The organism is Xenorhabdus bharatensis, assembly GCF_037996705.1.
Classification (GTDB): domain Bacteria; phylum Pseudomonadota; class Gammaproteobacteria; order Enterobacterales; family Enterobacteriaceae; genus Xenorhabdus; species Xenorhabdus bharatensis.
This window is the reverse complement of sequence record NZ_JBBMXG010000003.1, coordinates 1-18797: the sequence shown is the minus strand read 5'-3', so window position 1 is coordinate 18797 and position 18797 is coordinate 1. Positions and strand designations below refer to the sequence as shown.

Below are 18797 nucleotides of genomic sequence, written 5' to 3'. Positions count from 1 at the left end.
AAACAAGGAGATAAGGTGAGAAAATTCTTACTAACCGGGGCTGTTTTAATGACTGCTGCTACATCTTTTGTCACTCAGGCATCACAGGATCAACATCTGCAATCCAACGTAGTGGCAAATAAAGTGGTAACATGTGATGCTCTAAAAGAGCAAATAGAACAGAAAATTATTAACAACGGTGTTAAACAAGCAGACTTCAAACTTGAAGTTATCGATAATGATCAAGTGGTTAACAATGGTGAGAAAGTCGTTGGGAGCTGTAATCGAGGCAAACAAAAAATTATATATACCCGACTTCTTCACGCTAATGACAAAAACCAATCCACTCACTAATCTATCGCCACAAGTAATGACATCACAAGGAGGGAGTGAGCATAATGACACCCCCTTCTTGTATTCACAGATGATCAAATGTCGATATAACAGTGCTATCCAGATAATGAGATAATTCCCGCTCTTCCGGCCTTAATAAATAAGGAATTTCGCCCAGTTGAGGCGCGGGTATGTGACAACGTAACCGCTCCAGTACTTCAGCGTAATGTGCTAAACCAGGATTAATGCGATTGGCTACCCAACCAAGCAATGGTACTCCGTCATTGATAATGGACTGAGCAGTCAAAATGGCATGATTAACACACCCGGCTTGAATACCTACCACTAAAATTACGGGCAGTTTTTCTTTCACAACCCAGTCAGAATAGAATGAATTATCTTGTAATAACGCCCGCCAGCCACCATTTCCGTCAACAATCACACGGCCTGCCTTATGACTCAGCTTATTAAGACAGTCAGTCATTTGTGCAAAATCAACCGAAGTTCCTTCCCCCGTTATAGGTTCATACCCTACAGCAATTTCTTTTTCATGATTAAAAAATTGTAGTAATGCGCGGGTAACAACCGTTTTACCGATATTGGTATCCGTGCCTGTAACAAATAAGCGCGTTAACATAAATTTATTTCCGTAATAACCGATTAGACTGGTTACTCTTTGCTGTAACTAGAGAACTGAATTGAAGTGTAGGTGATGTGTTTGAGATAAGGATTGCGTTAGCTCAATGTTTTGCCTGATGGGCGCTATCCTTGCATAATCTCGAGCAATAAATGACCGCTATACAGGGATTGCGTGATCAATGATGCGGCCGGCAAAGTGCCTGAATTGGCAAATGCAGTCGCTGTTATATTGACTCTTTGACTGTATCCGGGGAGTGAAAGTTGCGTTATTTTCTGTTGAATAACAGGGTAAAGGATATGTTTCGCTTCATTCAACGGTGAACCAATCAATATCTTATCGGGATTGAAGATATTAACCATAATCGCCACAATGTGCCCTATCCTTTCCCCTACATCCCGGATAATTTCTGTTGCCAGAGGATCACCCTGATTAGCTGCCAGACAAAGCCATTCCACTGTCAGAGGTATTGCCGGAGATATTAATGAGCCAGGATATTGGCTGGCTAATTCTCGTGCTTTCAGCAAAATGTTTTTAATACCGACAACGGTTTCCAGACAGCCCGTATTGCCACAATAGCAACGCTCGCCATCAGGTTCGACCTGAGTATGCCCAATTTCAACTACACTTTTATTTCCTGCATGAAGCATTTTCCCGGCGATCATAATGCCAACACCAACGTTATCATCAATGACAACCTGAATAATGTTCTGGCAACCCTTCCCTGCACCATATAAAGATTCGGCTATTGTCCATGCCGTAATGCCATGTTGCAAAAAAACCGGTACGCCGATACGTCGGTATAAAAATGTGCTGAGTGGAAGATTCTGGATATTGTAATGCGGTGAGTTATGAATAATTCCATTAATCGGGTCAATAATCCCGTCAGTGGTCACACTGAGAGCGGTTAAACGCTCAAGGCGGGACTGATGCCGGAAAAAAAAATTATCGATTAGTTCAGTAAGACAATTCAGAAAAGACGAGTTTTCAGAGGCTGATAAGGGTAACTCTTCTTCAAGAAGAAGGTCATTGCCCAAATCTCTTAGCCCGAATACAACACTATCTTTATCAATCCGTATACATAAAAATTGCCACCCTTTGCTGTCGGTTTTTAACCCGATTGCCGGACGCCCACGAAACCCTAACTCAGGAAATTCGACTTCTTTCACTAAGTGAGCATCGAACAGTTCCCGGGTGATTTTGGTAATACTGGCAGGTGCTAACTGAGATTTTTTAGAAAGTGCAATACGTGAAATAGGCCCATATTGGTCTATCAGACGGTAAACCAGACCAAGATTAATTTGTTTGATTTGGTCAACATGGCTTGGTTGTACATCTATACTCACTGAGCCTCCCGCGATTTAATTTGCACCTCTAAATAATTAGTAACGATTATGTCGTTGTTTAAATTTGAAGATATCCGTTTAGAACAAAAATGTGATCTTTCACACGAATTTCTCGTGATTATTACGTTTGTTTAACCATTATCTGTCAGCTATATATATTTGAGAGCAATAGATCAGTTAACCGCTCTGCTGCCGGGCTGTTCTGCCGTTTTTTGTGATTAACCAGCCAAACTTCAGAATGAACCGAAGTATGAGCTAACGGTATATATTGCACCCCATCGATTTTCATCCGTATAAATGATTCCGTCACAATGCTAATGCCCAAACCCGCAGCAACAAGGCCAAGTATAGTCATCGCTTCACCCGCTTCCTGTGAAATCATAGGAGAGACTCCGGCACTGATAAACAAAGCAATAATTTCATCATACAGAGCCGTTCCCACATCTCGCTCAAAAAACACCAAAGGATATTCAGATAACATTTTTATTGTGATCCCTTCGTTTACACACTCCAGCAAAGGATGACCATCGTACACAGCGAGCATAAAACGTTCACGAAACAATAGCCGGTGCTGCAAATTATCGGGTAATAATGTATTGCGCATGATCCCGATATCAATCCGACCAGTCTGCAATGGAGCAATCTGAGTTTTGGTGTTCATCTGGTGCATGTGAACTGATACATCAGGGTAACGTTCCCGAAATTGACGTAAGCTGAGTGCCACTTTATGCATAAAAGGTGTGGTGGATGTGAAACCGATTGATATTTCGCCTAATTCTCCCTGCTGCATTCTGGCTGCTTTAGTTGCCGCAGCATCCACTTGAGACAATATCTGATAGGCCTCTTTGAGGAACATATGACCAGCGGGTGTAAGGGTGACTGTACGATTATTACGTGCCAGTAATTTAGCTTTAATATTTGCTTCGAGGGACTGGATCTGCTGGCTTAATGGTGGCTGTGAAATGTTCAATCGCTCCGCTGCGCGCCCAAAATGCAGTTCTTCTGCAACCGCAATAAAATAACGTAAGTGCCTTAATTCTATATTAATACTCATCATCCACCATCAATTGATATATTTAAAATATCATTTGTTATTATTAATATATTAGACAAAATATTGACAACTTCCTACTCTTGTTCTGGAACTTTTTTATGAAACAAAACATTAACGTTTTTTTAGCCTCTTAGTATAAATCCTGAATGAAGGGATTTTAAGGAAGTAGAATGAGTACAATCTCTGATATCAGTAGAAATTCAGTGGGTGCTGATGTTACACGAGATACTGAAAGAGAAGTTCGTTATAGGGAACATAGTGGCTACATACAGAGCAGAGATCCTGCCTACCTACGTGTTACGCTATCATTTTTTGCAGTCGGATTAGCAACTTTTGCCCTGCTTTACTTCATCCAGCCTATATTACCTATTTTATCGAAAGAGTTTTCAGTTTCACCAGCTAACAGCAGTTTAGCTCTCTCATTATCTACTGGCATGTTGTCACTGGGGCTATTAATCACAGGCCCTCTTTCTGATGCAATTGGCCGTAAAAATGTGATAGCTATCTCTCTGATTTTCGCTTCCTTACTGACACTTTTAAGCAGCATGACTACCAGCTGGTATGGTTTTTTAATTATTCGGGCTTTGGTAGGTTTATCTTTAAGCGGTGTAGCCGCCGTTGCAATGACCTATCTAAGTGAAGAAATCCATCCGAGTTGTGCAGCCTTATCGATTGGACTATATATCAGCGGAAATTCATTTGGTGGAATGAGTGGACGATTAGTAACCGGTGTAATGACTGATTATTATTCCTGGCACTTGGCGGTCATTTTATTAGGTTCATTTTCACTTATTGCCGCGATCGTATTTTGGGTGATGCTTCCCTCCTCCAAACACTTTAAATCAAGTTCTCTCAAACCTAAGACATTATTTATTAATCTGAAATTACATTGCCGCGATCAAGGATTACCCCTTTTATTCGCTGAAGCTTTCTTATTGATGGGAAGCTTTGTCACAATGTTTAACTATATTGGTTATCGGTTATTAGATGCTCCCTATCATCTGAGCCAGACAGTAGTGGGATTATTATCTGCTGTTTATCTGACAGGTGTTTACAGTGCAACAAAAGCCGGCTCATTACTGAGTCAGCATGGACGGGGAAAAGTGTTACTCATTGCGATCAGTATGATGCTGATTGGTAATTTAATCATGGTCTTTTCCTCTCTCTGGGCTTTGTTCCTCGGTATGACAATTTTGACAATGGGCTTCTTTGCCGCTCATACCGTCGCCAGTGGGTGGATAGGTGCGAGAACTAAACGAGCTAAAGCACAGGCTTCATCACTTTATCTGTTCTGTTATTATGCGGGTTCGAGTATATCAGGAACATTAGGTGGAGTATTTTGGTTTTACTATCAATGGAACGGTGTCGCTATTTTTATTTCACTATTAACAATCATAGCTTTTTATATAGGTATAAAGCTTAATAAACTAGCAGTATAACAAAATATATCCAGTGGATTTTGAGAGGGTTTCGCCTCTCAAGATCCAGAGATAATCATATGTTATAAAAGCGATAATTGTTAGGTGAAGCCAATAAAAAAGTAACTTGAAAAAGGACATATATGATTATTAATAATATGATTCTATTGGTAAAGAAATAACCTTCACTAAATAACCATCAATAATCTCAATACTTTTACTTTTTTTCAGAGAAGCTAATATGCGTTGAATACAACTTCGTGAAAGTGTACATCGCTGTTCTATATATTTAATAGCTGAAATGTTTTCTCTAAATTCATCAGGTAACGTGATAAGACGGGATAATAGGCTACATACTATATCTTCAGCACCATGACGGAATATACTCATATCTCTGGCATATAAAAATGCCATTTTATACGAAATCACCCTCATCCACTCTCTATAAAGATCATTCTTTTTTATAGAATTCAATGCACTAACGCGAGGGAGTTGATATATCTTACAATCAGGGCCAAGTTCGAGTGAATAATAGGTTTCTGAGCCAGAATAAAAAGACAACCCTAAGATATAAGGAGAAAAAACAGTCGCAATAATTAAATTATCCTCTACCCTACGTATATTCACATATCCCTGTACTAATAAAAAGAATTTGGCAAATTCATTTTCAATTTTAATTAATGAACCTTGCGTAGGTAAATCGGATAGAATCACTTCAGCAGAAGGTAGTAATGCATCAATAATTTTACTAAAAGAATTCACTGGCTTAATTAATTTATTCATATCAAACCACCCCCGAATAAAATTCATAAAAAAAATCAGAATCTTTCTCATCCGTTTTAAAAAATGAAGAGCACTTTACTGAGCTAAGTTTAAAAAATTCTTCTAAGAGCGAAGTTATCACACAAAGATAGCAAGCACCTGTTTTAGCTTTTATCATAATGTAGAAATAATTGGCAATAACCAATTTAAAAGATAATTTTCCATGAACTTCCCTATTTGGCTTTATTTTCTTCTATTTTTGATATTTGCACTGGATTTTTTCTGTTCCTATAAGTATGTTGTAACTAAAATAAATGAAATCCACTAGAACATGAATGTGGGCGTTTGAATATGAATAAATACCTTTCAATAGAGTCACTTACTTCTTGTTTTAAAAAACAGGAACAAAAATTAGCTGAATTGGCTGAACTGTTAATGGAATACCCTCTTATTGATGCCCGGGTATACCAATTGCCACAAATTGAAAAAGGCGATGAACATGAGCAAGTTACTGAAATTGAGGTCACTCCTCTACAGGGAAAAGACGCTCTTAATTTAGGTTTGCGTTTTTATCAGAAGTTATTCATACATCATAATCACCCCAATATCAGCAGCAAAGCCGCAAGCCGGTTACCGGGTGCATTATGCTTTTCTGTCAGTCAGCAGCAATATAAAGCAGCCATGAGTGTTATTGATGAAATCAACCAGTTAAAAACAGAACTGGAAAATATAGTAACTAAGGAGTCAGGCATCAGCAAAGAACAGCGGTTTGAATTCGTGCATGATCATTTACGCGGTTTAATTACCTTAAATGCCTATCGAACGATTACCCCACTCGTAGATCCGGATACAATTAACTTTGGCTGGGCCAACAAAAACATCATTAATAAAGTGACAAAGCAACAAATCCTGGAAAGACTGGAAAAAAGTCATAATGCTGGTCGTGCAGTCCCACCCTACTCCAGCGATCAGTGGAGTGCATTAGTCGCATTGGAAATCACCGATATTAAGAAGTTGCCTGATGATGTGGTCTTGAAAATTAAACGACCAGTAAAGGTACAGCCTATCGCTCGTGTCTGGTATTCAGAAATACAAAAACAGGTTCAATATGCCTGCCCTCTCCCCATCATCGCTTTTTATACAAAAGATAGTGGCGTAATCCCAAAAGTAGGCTCACTGCCAAATTATGACGCCAATACAATCAAATACCGCCACAAACCCAAAGCTAAACCACTTGAGTTGGTCATTCCCCGTTTACATCTTTATCGGGAAATATAAAACAAAAAACCGGAGGAAAAACCTCCGGTTCCACATCAGCCATTGATAGGCAAGAGTTACTTCATACTGCCAACCATATCTTCCGGACGTACCCAAGCGTCAAATTCAGCTTCAGTCAGATAACCCAACTGCATTGCTGATTGCTTCAGAGTCAGACCTTCTTTATGTGCTTTTTTAGCAATTTCTGCTGCTTTGTCATAACCAATATGGGTATTCAGAGCAGTTACCAGCATCAAAGATTCATTTAGTAATTGAGTAATGCGCTCACGATTAGGCTCAATACCAATAGCACAATGCTCATTGAAGCTGCGCATACCATCAGCCAACAGACGGACGGACTGCAAGAAATTATGAATTACCATTGGGCGGAATACGTTCAGTTCAAAGTTACCGGACGCACCACCAATATTGACAGCCACATCGTTACCCATGACCTGCGCGCACAGCATAGTCATAGCTTCACACTGAGTCGGGTTTACTTTACCCGGCATAATGGAGCTGCCCGGCTCATTTTCAGGGATAGAAATTTCGCCGATACCACAGCGAGGGCCGGAGGCCAACCAGCGAACATCGTTGGCAATTTTCATCAATGAAGAAGCCAGACCTTTCAGTGCGCCATGGGAATGAACCAGTGCATCACAAGTGCCTAATGCTTCAAATTTGTTTGGTGAAGTGATAAAAGGCTGACCAGATAATTCAGCAATTTTTTTCGCGACACGAACGGCATATTCAGGATGAGTATTCAGACCTGTACCAACCGCTGTTCCGCCCAGTGCCAGTTCACAAACATGAGGAATGCTGTTTTCGATGTGTTTCAGATTATGAGCCAGCATCGCTGCCCAACCTGAAATCTCCTGACCTAAAGTCAGTGGTGTTGCATCCTGTAGGTGAGTACGGCCAATCTTTACGATATCTCTAAATGCTTCGGCTTTATCTGCCAGCGTTTTTTGCAGAACTTCCAACTCAGGTAACAAATGCTCACGTAATGCGATAACGGCCGCAACGTGCATCGCTGTCGGGAAGACGTCATTAGAGCTTTGGCTCTTGTTAACATCATCATTAGGGTGGATCAGGCGTTCATTACCTCTTTGACCACCAAGGATCTCACTACCACGGTTCGCCAGCACTTCATTCATGTTCATGTTACTTTGAGTGCCAGAACCCGTCTGCCAGATAGCGAGAGGGAATTCTGTCGGGTGTTTATCTTCCAACACCTCTTTCGCCGCAGCGATAATTGCATCACCGCGTTCCTTAGGTAGAAGGCCCAGATCCATATTAACACTGGCCGCAGCCTGCTTGGTTAACGCGAGAGCATGAATCAATGCAACAGGCATTTTTTCCTGAGAAATGCGGAAATGCTCCAGTGAGCGCTGAGTTTGCGCTCCCCATAATTGGTCAGCAGGTACTTCGATAGGTCCCATTGAGTCTTTTTCAATGCGAGTGGCTGCCATTACTATCTCCTTAGCACACAGAATAATTGAATACGCCGGATCCAACTGTTTTTAACTCACCCAACAGTGCAGATAAATTAATCGGCATCTCTTTATAATGCCATAAATTTATTATCGATAATGCGACCTAATCGTGTTTATTGTATTGTTGTCATATAAAGTTGTTGTATAAATAAGTTTTTTTATTACAGGAAACCCGCCATGCTGAAAATGACCAACCAAATCCAACATTATGATTGGGGAAGTAAAACCGCACTGACCGATATTTATGGTATCGCGAATCCGGATAATCAGCCTATGGCAGAGCTATGGATGGGCGCACATCCCAAATGCAGTTCTCAGGTAGCTGATCCTGAAACGGGCCAGCCTATTGCCCTGAATCAGCTTATCGCTCAAGATCCAGAAAAATATCTGGGCAAAAAAGTCGCCACACAGTTTGGGCGGTTACCCTTTTTATTTAAAGTCTTGTGCGCAGCTCAACCACTTTCTATTCAGGTACATCCGGATAAATTATCGGCAGAGGAAGGTTTTGCCAGAGAGAATACTGCAGGTATCCCTCTGGATTCACCCCAGCGTAATTATAAAGATGATAACCATAAGCCTGAATTAGTGTATGCACTGACACCATTCAGAGCGATGAATGCTTTCCGGCCTTTATCAGAAATAACGGAGCTACTGAGTTATGTCTCGAACGCACATCCCGATATCCAGCCATTTATTCAACATCCTACAGAACAGGGTTTATCGTTCCTTTTTGCTCAACTGCTAAATATGCAGGGTAAACAGAAAAATTTAGCGATTGCAGTATTGAAATCTGCCCTGAATAGCCGTCAGGGAGAGCCATGGGAAACGATTAAAAAAATGACAGAATTTTATCCCGACGATAATGGTCTGTTTACTCCCCTCCTGCTCAATATTGTGGAATTACAACCGGGTCAGGCCATGTTTCTTTATGCCCGTACTCCTCATGCTTATCTTGAAGGTGTTGCATTAGAAGTGATGGCAAATTCAGATAATGTCCTTCGCGCTGGCTTAACCAGCAAACATATCGATGTTCCTGAATTGATGGCAAATCTGGAGTTTACCTCTCAACCCGCCGCCACTCTGTTAACTATCCCAACACAAGAAAAAGAAGCGCTGAATTATTCTGTTCCAGTCAACGATTTTCATTTTTCTATTTATGCTGTTTCAGGGCAGCCGATAACGCTGGAAAATGATTCTGCATCGGTTCTATTTTGTTCTGGTGGTCAGATAACAGTCAAATCTGCTGAGCAGGAACTGGAACTCTATGCTGGTGAATCCATTTTCTTAGCCGCAGCAGATAAAACTGTAACAATTTATGGTAATGGGAAATTTGCCTTAGTATCTAATAAATAATTATGATTCATGTAGTTATAAAATCACCCATCAGTAGTTAATCACACTTTTATTGAAAAGTGATTAAAAGTTCTCTAGTTAATCTATACAATTAACAACTATTTTTTACACAAAGACACATCGCATATGACAATAATGTCGTATGCGCAAAAAAGGATGGAATTCCCACATGAAAAAATCGCTAGTAGCTGTAGGTGTGATTGTTGCTTTAGGTGCAGCATGGACAGGTGCGTCCTGGTACACAGGGAAGCAAGTTGAAACACGTATGGATGAAGCACTCCAAAAAGCAAATACGAAACTGGCCGAAAAAATGCCGGATCTTGGATTAGAGTTGCAGAAAAAAGATGTGAAACGCGGCATCTTTAGCACGGATGTCCTACTTGCTCTCACTAGCAAACTTGATAAGAAAGACGGTATTGTTATCGCATCCAATATTGAGCATGGGCCTTTCCCTCTTTCCGATATTGCTAAATTTAAACTTGGCCCTAAATTAGCATTAGTCCATTCTGAGCTAAAAGACGGTGAATTACTGAAAGAACTATTCGAAATCACCAAAAATAAATCCTTATTTAATGTGGATACCCGTGTCGCATATGATGGTAATTTATCTTTTGGTATCAATGTTATTCCTGTTGATTACACCACTGAAAAAGGCCTCCATTGGGTCATTTCAGGAGCAGATATAACTATAGATACTAATAAGGACTTCAGTGAAATCACATCCACAGGGAAAAGTGATGAATTCAAATTAGTTGATCCTACCCAGCAAGACACCTCATTTAAAATGAAAGACTTAAGCTTTTCATTTAATGGGAAAAAAAACCAATTCGGTATCTATCTCGGTGATACTTCATCAAACATCGCTGAAACTAGCCTAAGTGGATTCGGTGAAGATATGCTGTCCATTAACGGTATCAAATCATTTTCTACCTTTACTGAAGGCGAAAAGAACAATCTGGATGGAAAATATTCTCTTAGCGTTGATGGTATCAAAGTTAAAAACCAGGATTTTGGTTCAGCCAAATTTGTGTTAGGCATGTACCATCTTGATAATCAAGCCTACAGTAAGGTAGACCGGGCAACTTATGAAGCTCTCTTCAAAACAATTAATTCTTTTGATATGGAGAAATATTCTCAGATTACAGATGCTGCGCTGATAGAAAACTTGCCAGCGTTGTTGCAACATAATCCAACATTCGCCCTCGAAACCCTGAGCTTCAAAAATAGCAAAGGCGAAAGTACAGCTAACTTCACAACGACCTTAAATAGCCTTCCTGACGATTTCAGTAAGCTACAGAATAGTAATCCAGAAGAAATCATTCGTAGTCTGATCAAAAACTTCTCACTCGACATTAAACTATCAAAACCAATGCTGACAGAATCTATCGCGTTGTCTGCGATGGCTAAAGGTGAAGACAGAGAATCAGCCGATGCTACCGGAAAAAGTGTTATGCAGGTGATTGAAGCACAGGCTACAGCACTTAAATTATTTACACATACTGAAGACTCCATTGACATGAATCTCAATTATGCCGATGACAAAGTCAAATTTAACGGTGAAGAGTTCAACCTGCATAAATTCCTGCTTGATCATAACCTCATCGACTCCTATGATGATGCCGATGAGCAAAATCAGCATGATGGTGAAGCTAACCTTCCTGCGGCTGAGTAACACAATACCCCATCAAGGTTCTCTATAAGAAAGTACATGCTGAGGCTGGAAAAGCCTGAACAGCAAAAAATCGCAAAAAAACCGATAGAGAGTACTTTCATTGCCAGTCAATGCGTTGACTGGCTTTTTTGTATACTTTTTATGATAACTTTATAAAATAAAAGGATAAAAAATGATTGATACACAGCTTCCGCTGACCGATTTACACCGCCATCTTGACGGTAATATTCGTCCCGAAACAATTCTGGATCTTGGTCGTCAACACAATATCGCGCTTCCTGCCTACGAACTGGAAGCATTGCGCCCCCATGTACAGATCATTAAAAGTGAGCCGGATCTCGTCAGCTTCCTGCAAAAACTTGACTGGGGTGTTGCTGTATTGGCTGATTTGGACGCCTGCCGCCGGGTTGCTGTAGAAAATGTAGAAGATGCCGTTAATGCCGGGCTGGATTATGCTGAGCTGCGTTTTTCTCCTTATTATATGGCAATGAAACACCAGCTTCCTGTTGAGGGAGTCGTGGAAGCGGTCATCGATGGCATTCATTCCGCCAGCAAGCAGCACGATATTCAAATCCGTCTGATTGGTATTCTGAGCAGAACGTTCGGAGAAAAAGCCTGTTCTGAGGAGTTAGCCGGTCTGCTCGCTCATAAGCAACATATTACAGCAATGGATTTGGCGGGTGATGAACTGGGTTTCCCCGGGCATTTATTTGAACAACACTTTATTCAGGCCCGTGATGCAGGCTGGAATATCAGCGTACACGCCGGAGAAGCAGCAGGTGCGGAAAGTATCTGGCATGCTATTCGTGAACTGGGCGCAACCCGAATTGGTCATGGTGTTAAAGCCATTACCGATCCGGTACTCATGGATTATTTAGCAGAGCACCGTATTGGTATTGAATCCTGCCTGACATCAAATCTGCAAACCAGTACTGTCAGCGCCTTATCCGCTCACCCACTGAAAAAATTCCTTGAGCATGGCATTCTGGCATCCATCAATACTGATGATCCGGCTGTTGAAGGAATTGAAATTCGCCATGAGTACCATGTTGCTGCCCCTGCCGCTGGTTTGTCACCGGAACAAATCCGACGGGCACAGATCAATGGGCTGGAAACTGCATTCCTCAGCGAAGCAGAGAAACAAGCATTAAGAATGAAGGTCGCGAACCGTTAACAGGCAACTTAAGCTGATATCTCACTGATGATATGAGGGTATAAAGGCAGAAATTACTCTGCCTTTTTTGAACAATTAGACTTTTTTTGAACGTCTGGCATATCGATTGGCAAGTACAGCGCAAACCATTAGCTGGATTTGATGGAATATCATCAGTGGCAATAGCATAATGCCCACCATCGCGGCCGGAAATAGCACATTTGCCATCGGCACACCATTAGCAAGGCTTTTCTTCGAACCACAAAAAACGATTGTGATCTCATCTTCTTTACTGAACCCCAGTAAGCGTGAGCTATATACATTAATGGTTAATACCACAGCAAGCAGAACACAGCAGACAATGCCTATCATGATCAGTGAATAAGCATCAATTTTATGCCAAATGCCTTCGACAACAGCTTCGCTGAATGCAACATAAACCACCAGCAAAATAGATGAACGATCGGTAATATTAACCAGTTTTTTATGTTTTTCGACCCAGTTAGCAATCAATGGACGTGACAGATGGCCAACAATAAAAGGTATCATCAATTGCAGGATAATATCTTTTATCGCCTGCCATGTATCAGGATGGCTTCCGCCATCATTTGTCTGGATAAGATAGCCGACAAGTAGAGGTGAAAGAAATATTCCCAGTAAACTGGAAGCAGAAGCACTGCATATCGCTGCGGCAACATTTCCTTTGGCAACAGAGGTAAAAGCAATGGCTGACTGCACCGTTGCGGGTAACGCACAGAGATACAGAAAACCCATGTAAACAGACGGCGACATCCATTCCGGCACAATGAAGTGTAACCCCATACCCAGTATAGGAAACAAAACAAACGTGCTCAGAAAGATAACCAGATGCAAACGCCAATGCCCTATTCCCGCCAGAATGGCCTCACGCGAAAGTTTGGCTCCATGCATAAAAAATAACAGTGCAATGGCTGCCGTAGTCAGGTACTGAAACCACGTTTTTACTTCCCCTTCACAGGGAAAAAACGATGCAATCATGACTACAGTAAGCAGTGTTAACAGAAAAGGATCTATTTTTAATTTTTGCAACCAATTCATCAGTACCCTTCCTCTTACCTTAGGATTACCTCATCACGAAATCAGTCAATCGATGACGACTGTGCGTTGCTCTTCCGCTGATTTTTCACCTGCTTCAATCAGTTTCATAATCAGGATAGCTTCCTCCGCAGTCACAGGATTTGGTTTTCCCGCCAAAATAGCATCACGGACAGCAGCATAATACGCGCCATAATTACCCGGTAAATTAGGAACAGTCTGCGTAATCAGATGATCATTTTGTGACACTGTCACATGACCATCACGCGCATCATATCCCCAATTTTCTTGTGTCAGACTTTCCCCAGCCTTCAGACAATCTTCCTGTGTATCTAAACCATATTTTACGTAACTACCAGACATACCATGTAAGGTATAAATAGGAGATTCCGCGGCGACAAGCATTGATGCATGTAATACCACTTTCAGCGTAGGATATGTGAGCTGAGCATGAAAGTAATCAGCCGTTTCAGCATTTGGACGTATTATACCCAAATCGGTTGTAATGGCCTGAGGTTTGCCAAAAAGCTGTACCGCCTGATCCAATAAATGAGGGCCTAAATCATACCAAATCCCGCTGCCTGCACCTGCCGCTTCTCTCCAGCGTTGACGTACAGCCGGACGATAGCGGTCAAAATGAGATTCATAATACTTTAATTCACCCAATACCTTGTCTTTCAGTAGTGACTGAACGGTCAGAAAACCCGAATCCCAGCGACGATTATGAAATACTGACAATAATAAATTAGCCTCTTCTGCCTGTTTTTTGAGTGCTTCGGCTTCTGCCACAGTAATCGTGAAAGGCTTATCAACCACAACATGCTTTCCGGCAGACAACGCTTTTTGTGCTAATGGAAAATGTGTATCGTTAGGCGTTGGGATCACAATAAGATCAATGTCAGGATCGTTAAATAATGCTTCTGGAGAAGAGGCAACATGAATAGCCGGCCAGTCTTTTTTGACTTTCTCTGCATTACTGCTGGAAATAGCAACTAATTCGACATTCGGCGTTCCTGCAATCAATGGCGCATGAAACGTTTTACTGGCATAGCCATATCCAACCAGACCAACCTTCAGAAGATGACTCATTAATGACCTCTCAACATTTACAAAAAGGATAAGAAAATATCACCTGCGGTGACTCATTAGCAAATAATCCTACTTCCTGTGTTACTATCTTTTTTATATTTGAATACCCATCATGGAGAGAATGTGTTGTATGTATCAATCCAATGATTATTACCGTATTAATGGTTGGCTATTAGCCCCTGCTGCTTATTTAGTCATGACATTTATTGCTGCCAGTACAATGTTAGTGTTATATGGAATAACCTATTCCTATCAAAGTACGTTAATTCATCAAATAAGTGGAGATTTCGCAGCCCAATGGTATATATCCGTATTAACCACGACTATTATGTGGTGTTTTACGCTTTGGGTATTAAAATTGCTTTTTATTCGTTCAAAACGATTCCCGCGTATTTTTATCATCTGGCTGACAGTTTCTGTGCTTATTGCTGTCAAAGCTTTTGCATTCTCCCCTATTTCTGACGAACTTGCAGTCAGTTCATTATTGTGGTCGCTATTAGCGGCTGCCGTTTTTGTTCCTTATATTAAGCGCTCTTATCGGGTAAAAATGACTTTCACACAAGATCGATAACATCCCCCACAATTGGTTGTTATCATTGCCCCCACTTGCCTCACCGCAACGTGGGGAGTTTCTGTCACTTTCACGACGATATTATTTTCATCAAATAATCTTATTTTCAGGTATAGCAATGACTGAATACCTTTTGTTATTTATTGGCACGGTTCTGGTCAATAACTTCGTTTTGGTGAAGTTTTTGGGCCTATGTCCGTTTATGGGTGTTTCAAAAAAACTTGAAACTGCTATTGGTATGGGAATGGCGACCACATTTGTTCTGACGCTTGCTTCCATCAGTTCATGGCTGGTAAATACTTATATTCTTATTCCATTGGATTTGGTTTATTTACGCACATTAAGTTTCATTCTTGTAATTGCTGTTGTCGTTCAGTTTACTGAGTTAGCCGTCCGTAAAACCAGCCCCTCACTCTACCGTTTATTAGGCATTTTCCTGCCTCTGATAACAACAAACTGTGCTGTACTCGGCGTAGCTCTGTTGAATGTCAATCAATCGCATAATTTTTTACAGTCTGCTGTCTATGGTTTCGGCGCTGCGGCCGGGTTTTCACTTGTCATGGTGCTGTTTGCCGCCATTCGTGAACGTCTGGCTGTTGCCAGTATTCCTGCCCCTTTTCGTGGTTCATCGATAGGGCTTGTCACTGCGGGGTTAATGTCCCTTGCATTTATGGGCTTTAGTGGTTTGGTGAAATTCTGATGATATCTTTATGGATTGCTATCGGCGTACTCAGTGTACTCGGGTTAATTTTCGGATTAATTCTGGGGTTTGCAGCTCGCCGCTTTAAAGTGGAAGAAGACCCGATAGTTGAAAAAGTTGATAACCTATTGCCACAAAGCCAGTGTGGGCAATGTGGTTATCCGGGCTGCCGGCCTTATGCCGAGGCGGTTATCAATAATGGAGAGATGATCAACAAATGTGCTCCGGGCGGAGAGCAAGTGATGCTCAAAATGTCTGAATTGCTCGGCGTTGATCCACAACCGCTGGATGGCGATGAAAGCATACAAAATCCGGCCAGAAAAGTCGCTTTTATTGATGAAGAAAACTGCATCGGCTGCACAAAGTGTATTCAGGCTTGTCCTGTTGATGCAATCATCGGCGCAAACCGCGCAATGCATACCATAGTTGAAGATCTCTGTACTGGCTGCGACTTATGTGTTGCGCCATGCCCGACCGATTGCATCACGATGATCCCTGTTGCCACTACCACATCTAACTGGAAATGGGATTTGAATTCAATTCCGGTCAAAAATATTCCTGCTGAACCAAACTCCCTGTTTATGTCATCTGCTAAGCCTGTTGAGGTTAAAGCCAATGTTTAACCTACTCAATTTGCTTACCAACAAAAACAAAATATGGGATTTCGATGGTGGTATCCATCCACCGGAAATGAAGCTGCAATCCAGCCGGACACCATTACGCTATGCTCCGTTACCAGAAGAATTAATTATTCCCCTCCAGCAGCACATTGGCCCTGAGGGTGAATTACTGGTGAAAACCGGAGATAACGTATTGAAAGGCCAGCCACTGACACGGGGTGCTGGTAGAACCGTCCCTGTTCATGCTTCGACTTCCGGTACAATCACAGCCATTGAACCCTGCGTTACCGCACACCCATCGGGCCTGAAAGAGTTGTGCGTCCGTCTGCTGCCGGATGGTCAAGATCAATGGTGCGAACAAGTTAAGACATCAGATTACACATCCCTTGATGCTGATACTTTACTGCAACGTATTCATGCCGCTGGTATTGCCGGTCTTGGCGGAGCAGGATTTCCGACAGCAGCAAAATTGAAAGGCGGCGGGAACTACATCAATACATTGATCATCAATGCCGCCGAATGTGAACCTTATATCACAGCAGATGACCGTCTGATGCAGGAACATGCCAGCGAGATCATTGAAGGTATTCGCATTCTGATGCACCTGCTCAATCCGAAACTGGTTCTGATTGGTATCGAAGATAACAAACCCGAGGCAATCAACGCGCTGAATCTTGCTCTGCAAGGTGATAAGTCGATTTCTGTGCGTGTTATTCCGACAAAATACCCCTCCGGAGGTGCAAAGCAGTTAACCAAGATACTGACAGGCAAGGAAGTCCCGTCTGGTGGCCGCTCTTCCGATATTGGTACCCTAATGCAGAATGTCGGTACTGTGATGGCTATCAAACGGGCTATTATTGATGGGGAGCCATTAATTGAGCGCGTTGTTACCCTGACAGGAGACGCGGTTGCTTCACCGGGTAATTTCTGGGCACGTTTAGGAACACCCGTTAAGTTTCTGTTGCAGCAGGCAGGGTTTATGCCTCAGTCAGAACAGATGGTCGTTATGGGTGGCCCGTTAATGGGTTTTACCCTGCCTGATTTGAATGTACCTATCGTCAAGATCAGTAACTGTATACTTGCTCCCTCTGTAGAGGAAATGGAGCCAAAAAGTACGGAAGAAGCCTGTATCCGTTGTGGTTTATGTGTTGATGCCTGCCCTGCCGAGCTACTACCTCAACAGCTTTACTGGTTCAGCCGGGGTCAGGAACATGAAAAAGCCAAAAACCATAACTTATTTGACTGTATTGAGTGTGGGGCCTGTGCTTATGTCTGTCCTAGTAATATCCCGCTTGTTCAATACTACCGACAGGAAAAAGCCGAAATACGTGCCATTGATGCTGAAACCCGTCGAGCTGCCGAAGCTAAACTGAGGTTTGAAGCCAAACAGGCACGTATGGAGCGCGAAAAACTGGCTCGCGAAGAACGTCATAAAAAAGCCGCTGTTCAGGTGGACAGTCAGGATAAAAGTGCTGTACAGGCCGCACTGGCTCGCGTGAAGGAAAAACAATCCTCTGTGGGAGAGGAAGTCACCGTACAAGCCGGCCAGTTGCCTGATAATGCAGCAGCGATTGCAGCACGTAAGGCAAGAAAAGAACAATTACGCGCCCGTCAGGCAGAAAAACAGACAGCGAATGCAACTACACCAGCAACCGCAAATTCTGTCGAAAGCGAAGAAGATCCACGCAAAGCGGCTCTTGCAGCCGCGATTGCCCGCGCCAAAGCGAAAAAAGCCGCTCAGGCTCAGCCTGAACCGACTTCCGTGCCAGACGTGCAGCCTGCGGTTTCGGAAGAAGCCGACCCACGCAAGGCTGCTGTTGCGGCCGCGATTGCCCGTGCCAAAGCGAAAAAAGCGACTCAGGCTCAACCTGAACCAACTTCCGTGCCAGACTTACAGCCTGCTGTTTCGGAAGAAATCGATCCGCGTAAAGCCGCTGTTGCAGCCGCGATTGCTCGTGCCAAAGCGAAAAAAGCGACTCAGGCTCAACCTGAACCAACTTCCGTGCCAGACGTGCAGCCTGCGGTTTCGGAAGAAATCGATCCGCGTAAAGCCGCTGTTGCAGCCGCGATAGCCCGTGCCAAAGCGAAAAAAGCTGCTCAGGCTCAGCCTGAACCGACTTCCGTGCCAGACGTGCAGCCTGCGATTTCGGAAGAAGCCGATCCGCGTAAAGCCGCTGTTGCGGCCGCGATTGCCCGCGCCAAAGCGAAAAAAGCCGCTCAGGCTCAGCCTGAACCGACTTCCGTGCCAGACGTACAGCCTGCGGTTTCGGAAGAAATCGATCC

The 18797-nt window shown here is 42.5% G+C and carries 17 protein-coding genes; 10 read left to right on the top strand and 7 right to left on the bottom strand.

Translation table 11 applies throughout. The features are described from left to right. The first annotated feature begins 15 nt into the window (after positions 1-15). A complete protein-coding gene (locus tag AAC855_RS03785; RefSeq protein ID WP_340608291.1) occupies positions 16-333 on the top strand; it encodes a DUF1161 domain-containing protein in 318 nt (105 codons plus the stop codon). Positions 334-397: 64 nt separating this feature from the next. On the opposite strand, the gene bioD is transcribed toward AAC855_RS03785, so the two are convergent. The 3 genes from bioD to AAC855_RS03770 all read right to left on the bottom strand — a co-directional run bounded on the left by bioD (position 398) and on the right by AAC855_RS03770 (position 3343). Next, complete coding sequence (gene bioD / locus AAC855_RS03780) at positions 398-949, bottom strand: ATP-dependent dethiobiotin synthetase BioD (RefSeq protein WP_340608290.1); 552 nt, start codon at positions 947-949, stop codon at positions 398-400. A gap of 125 nt (positions 950-1074) precedes the next feature. Beyond that, positions 1075-2295 carry a sugar metabolism global transcriptional regulator Mlc gene (gene mlc / locus AAC855_RS03775; protein WP_340608289.1) on the bottom strand — a complete coding sequence of 407 codons (1221 nt, stop codon included), beginning with the start codon at positions 2293-2295 and terminating at the stop codon, positions 1075-1077. A 145-nt stretch (positions 2296-2440) separates the two neighbouring features. Further along, positions 2441-3343 (bottom strand): LysR family transcriptional regulator, encoded by a 903-nt coding sequence (locus tag AAC855_RS03770; protein ID WP_340608532.1) that lies wholly within the window; start codon positions 3341-3343, stop codon positions 2441-2443. A gap of 176 nt (positions 3344-3519) precedes the next feature. Between AAC855_RS03770 and AAC855_RS03765 the strand changes: the two genes are divergently transcribed. Continuing rightward, on the top strand, positions 3520-4788 hold the full coding sequence (locus AAC855_RS03765; protein ID WP_340608288.1) for an MFS transporter: 1269 nt from the start codon (positions 3520-3522) through the stop codon (positions 4786-4788). A 129-nt stretch (positions 4789-4917) separates the two neighbouring features. Here the strand turns inward: AAC855_RS03765 and AAC855_RS03760 are convergent, their stop codons facing one another. Then, a complete protein-coding gene (locus AAC855_RS03760; RefSeq protein WP_340608287.1) occupies positions 4918-5550 on the bottom strand; it encodes a helix-turn-helix domain-containing protein in 633 nt (210 codons plus the stop codon). A gap of 330 nt (positions 5551-5880) precedes the next feature. On the opposite strand from AAC855_RS03760, the gene tus reads away from it, so the two are divergent. Next, entirely contained in the window at positions 5881-6807 is a 927-nt protein-coding gene (gene tus, locus AAC855_RS03755) for a DNA replication terminus site-binding protein (RefSeq protein WP_340608286.1), read from the top strand. A gap of 56 nt (positions 6808-6863) precedes the next feature. Here tus and fumC read toward each other — a convergent pair whose 3' ends face one another. Continuing rightward, the gene (gene fumC, locus AAC855_RS03750; protein ID WP_340608285.1) at positions 6864-8258 is read right to left on the bottom strand and encodes a class II fumarate hydratase; all 1395 of its coding nucleotides are present in this window, start codon (positions 8256-8258) and stop codon (positions 6864-6866) included. 201 nt (positions 8259-8459) lie between these two features. Between fumC and manA the strand changes: the two genes are divergently transcribed. The 3 genes from manA (at position 8460) to add (ending at position 12481) form a co-directional block, all read left to right on the top strand. After that, positions 8460-9635: a mannose-6-phosphate isomerase gene (gene manA, locus AAC855_RS03745; protein ID WP_340608284.1), complete on the top strand. Its 1176-nt coding sequence runs from the start codon at positions 8460-8462 to the stop codon at positions 9633-9635. Between the two features lie 169 nt (positions 9636-9804). Continuing rightward, a complete protein-coding gene (locus AAC855_RS03740; protein WP_340608283.1) occupies positions 9805-11307 on the top strand; it encodes a YdgA family protein in 1503 nt (500 codons plus the stop codon). Positions 11308-11479: 172 nt separating this feature from the next. Beyond that, positions 11480-12481, top strand: coding sequence for an adenosine deaminase (add, locus tag AAC855_RS03735; protein ID WP_340608282.1), 1002 nt, complete (start codon positions 11480-11482; stop codon positions 12479-12481). A 75-nt stretch (positions 12482-12556) separates the two neighbouring features. On the opposite strand, the gene AAC855_RS03730 is transcribed toward add, so the two are convergent. Together AAC855_RS03730 and AAC855_RS03725 are read right to left on the bottom strand one after the other, a co-directional pair. Beyond that, positions 12557-13537: a bile acid:sodium symporter family protein gene (locus AAC855_RS03730; RefSeq protein ID WP_340608281.1), complete on the bottom strand. Its 981-nt coding sequence runs from the start codon at positions 13535-13537 to the stop codon at positions 12557-12559. 45 nt (positions 13538-13582) lie between these two features. After that, positions 13583-14623, bottom strand: coding sequence for an oxidoreductase (locus AAC855_RS03725; protein ID WP_340608280.1), 1041 nt, complete (start codon positions 14621-14623; stop codon positions 13583-13585). A gap of 130 nt (positions 14624-14753) precedes the next feature. On the opposite strand from AAC855_RS03725, the gene AAC855_RS03720 reads away from it, so the two are divergent. The 4 genes from AAC855_RS03720 to rsxC all read left to right on the top strand — a co-directional run. Next, complete coding sequence (locus AAC855_RS03720; RefSeq protein ID WP_340608279.1) at positions 14754-15194, top strand: DUF2569 domain-containing protein; 441 nt, start codon at positions 14754-14756, stop codon at positions 15192-15194. A 118-nt stretch (positions 15195-15312) separates the two neighbouring features. Next, positions 15313-15894: an electron transport complex subunit RsxA gene (gene rsxA, locus AAC855_RS03715; protein WP_340608278.1), complete on the top strand. Its 582-nt coding sequence runs from the start codon at positions 15313-15315 to the stop codon at positions 15892-15894. Next, the gene (gene rsxB, locus AAC855_RS03710) at positions 15894-16517 is read left to right on the top strand and encodes an electron transport complex subunit RsxB (protein WP_340608277.1); all 624 of its coding nucleotides are present in this window, start codon (positions 15894-15896) and stop codon (positions 16515-16517) included. Before rsxA ends, rsxB begins: the two co-directional genes overlap by 1 nt. Continuing rightward, positions 16510-18797, top strand: a 2288-nt coding sequence (rsxC, locus tag AAC855_RS03705; protein WP_340608276.1) for an electron transport complex subunit RsxC, incomplete at its 3' end; no start/stop codon positions are given. The genes rsxB and rsxC, both read left to right, overlap by 8 nt.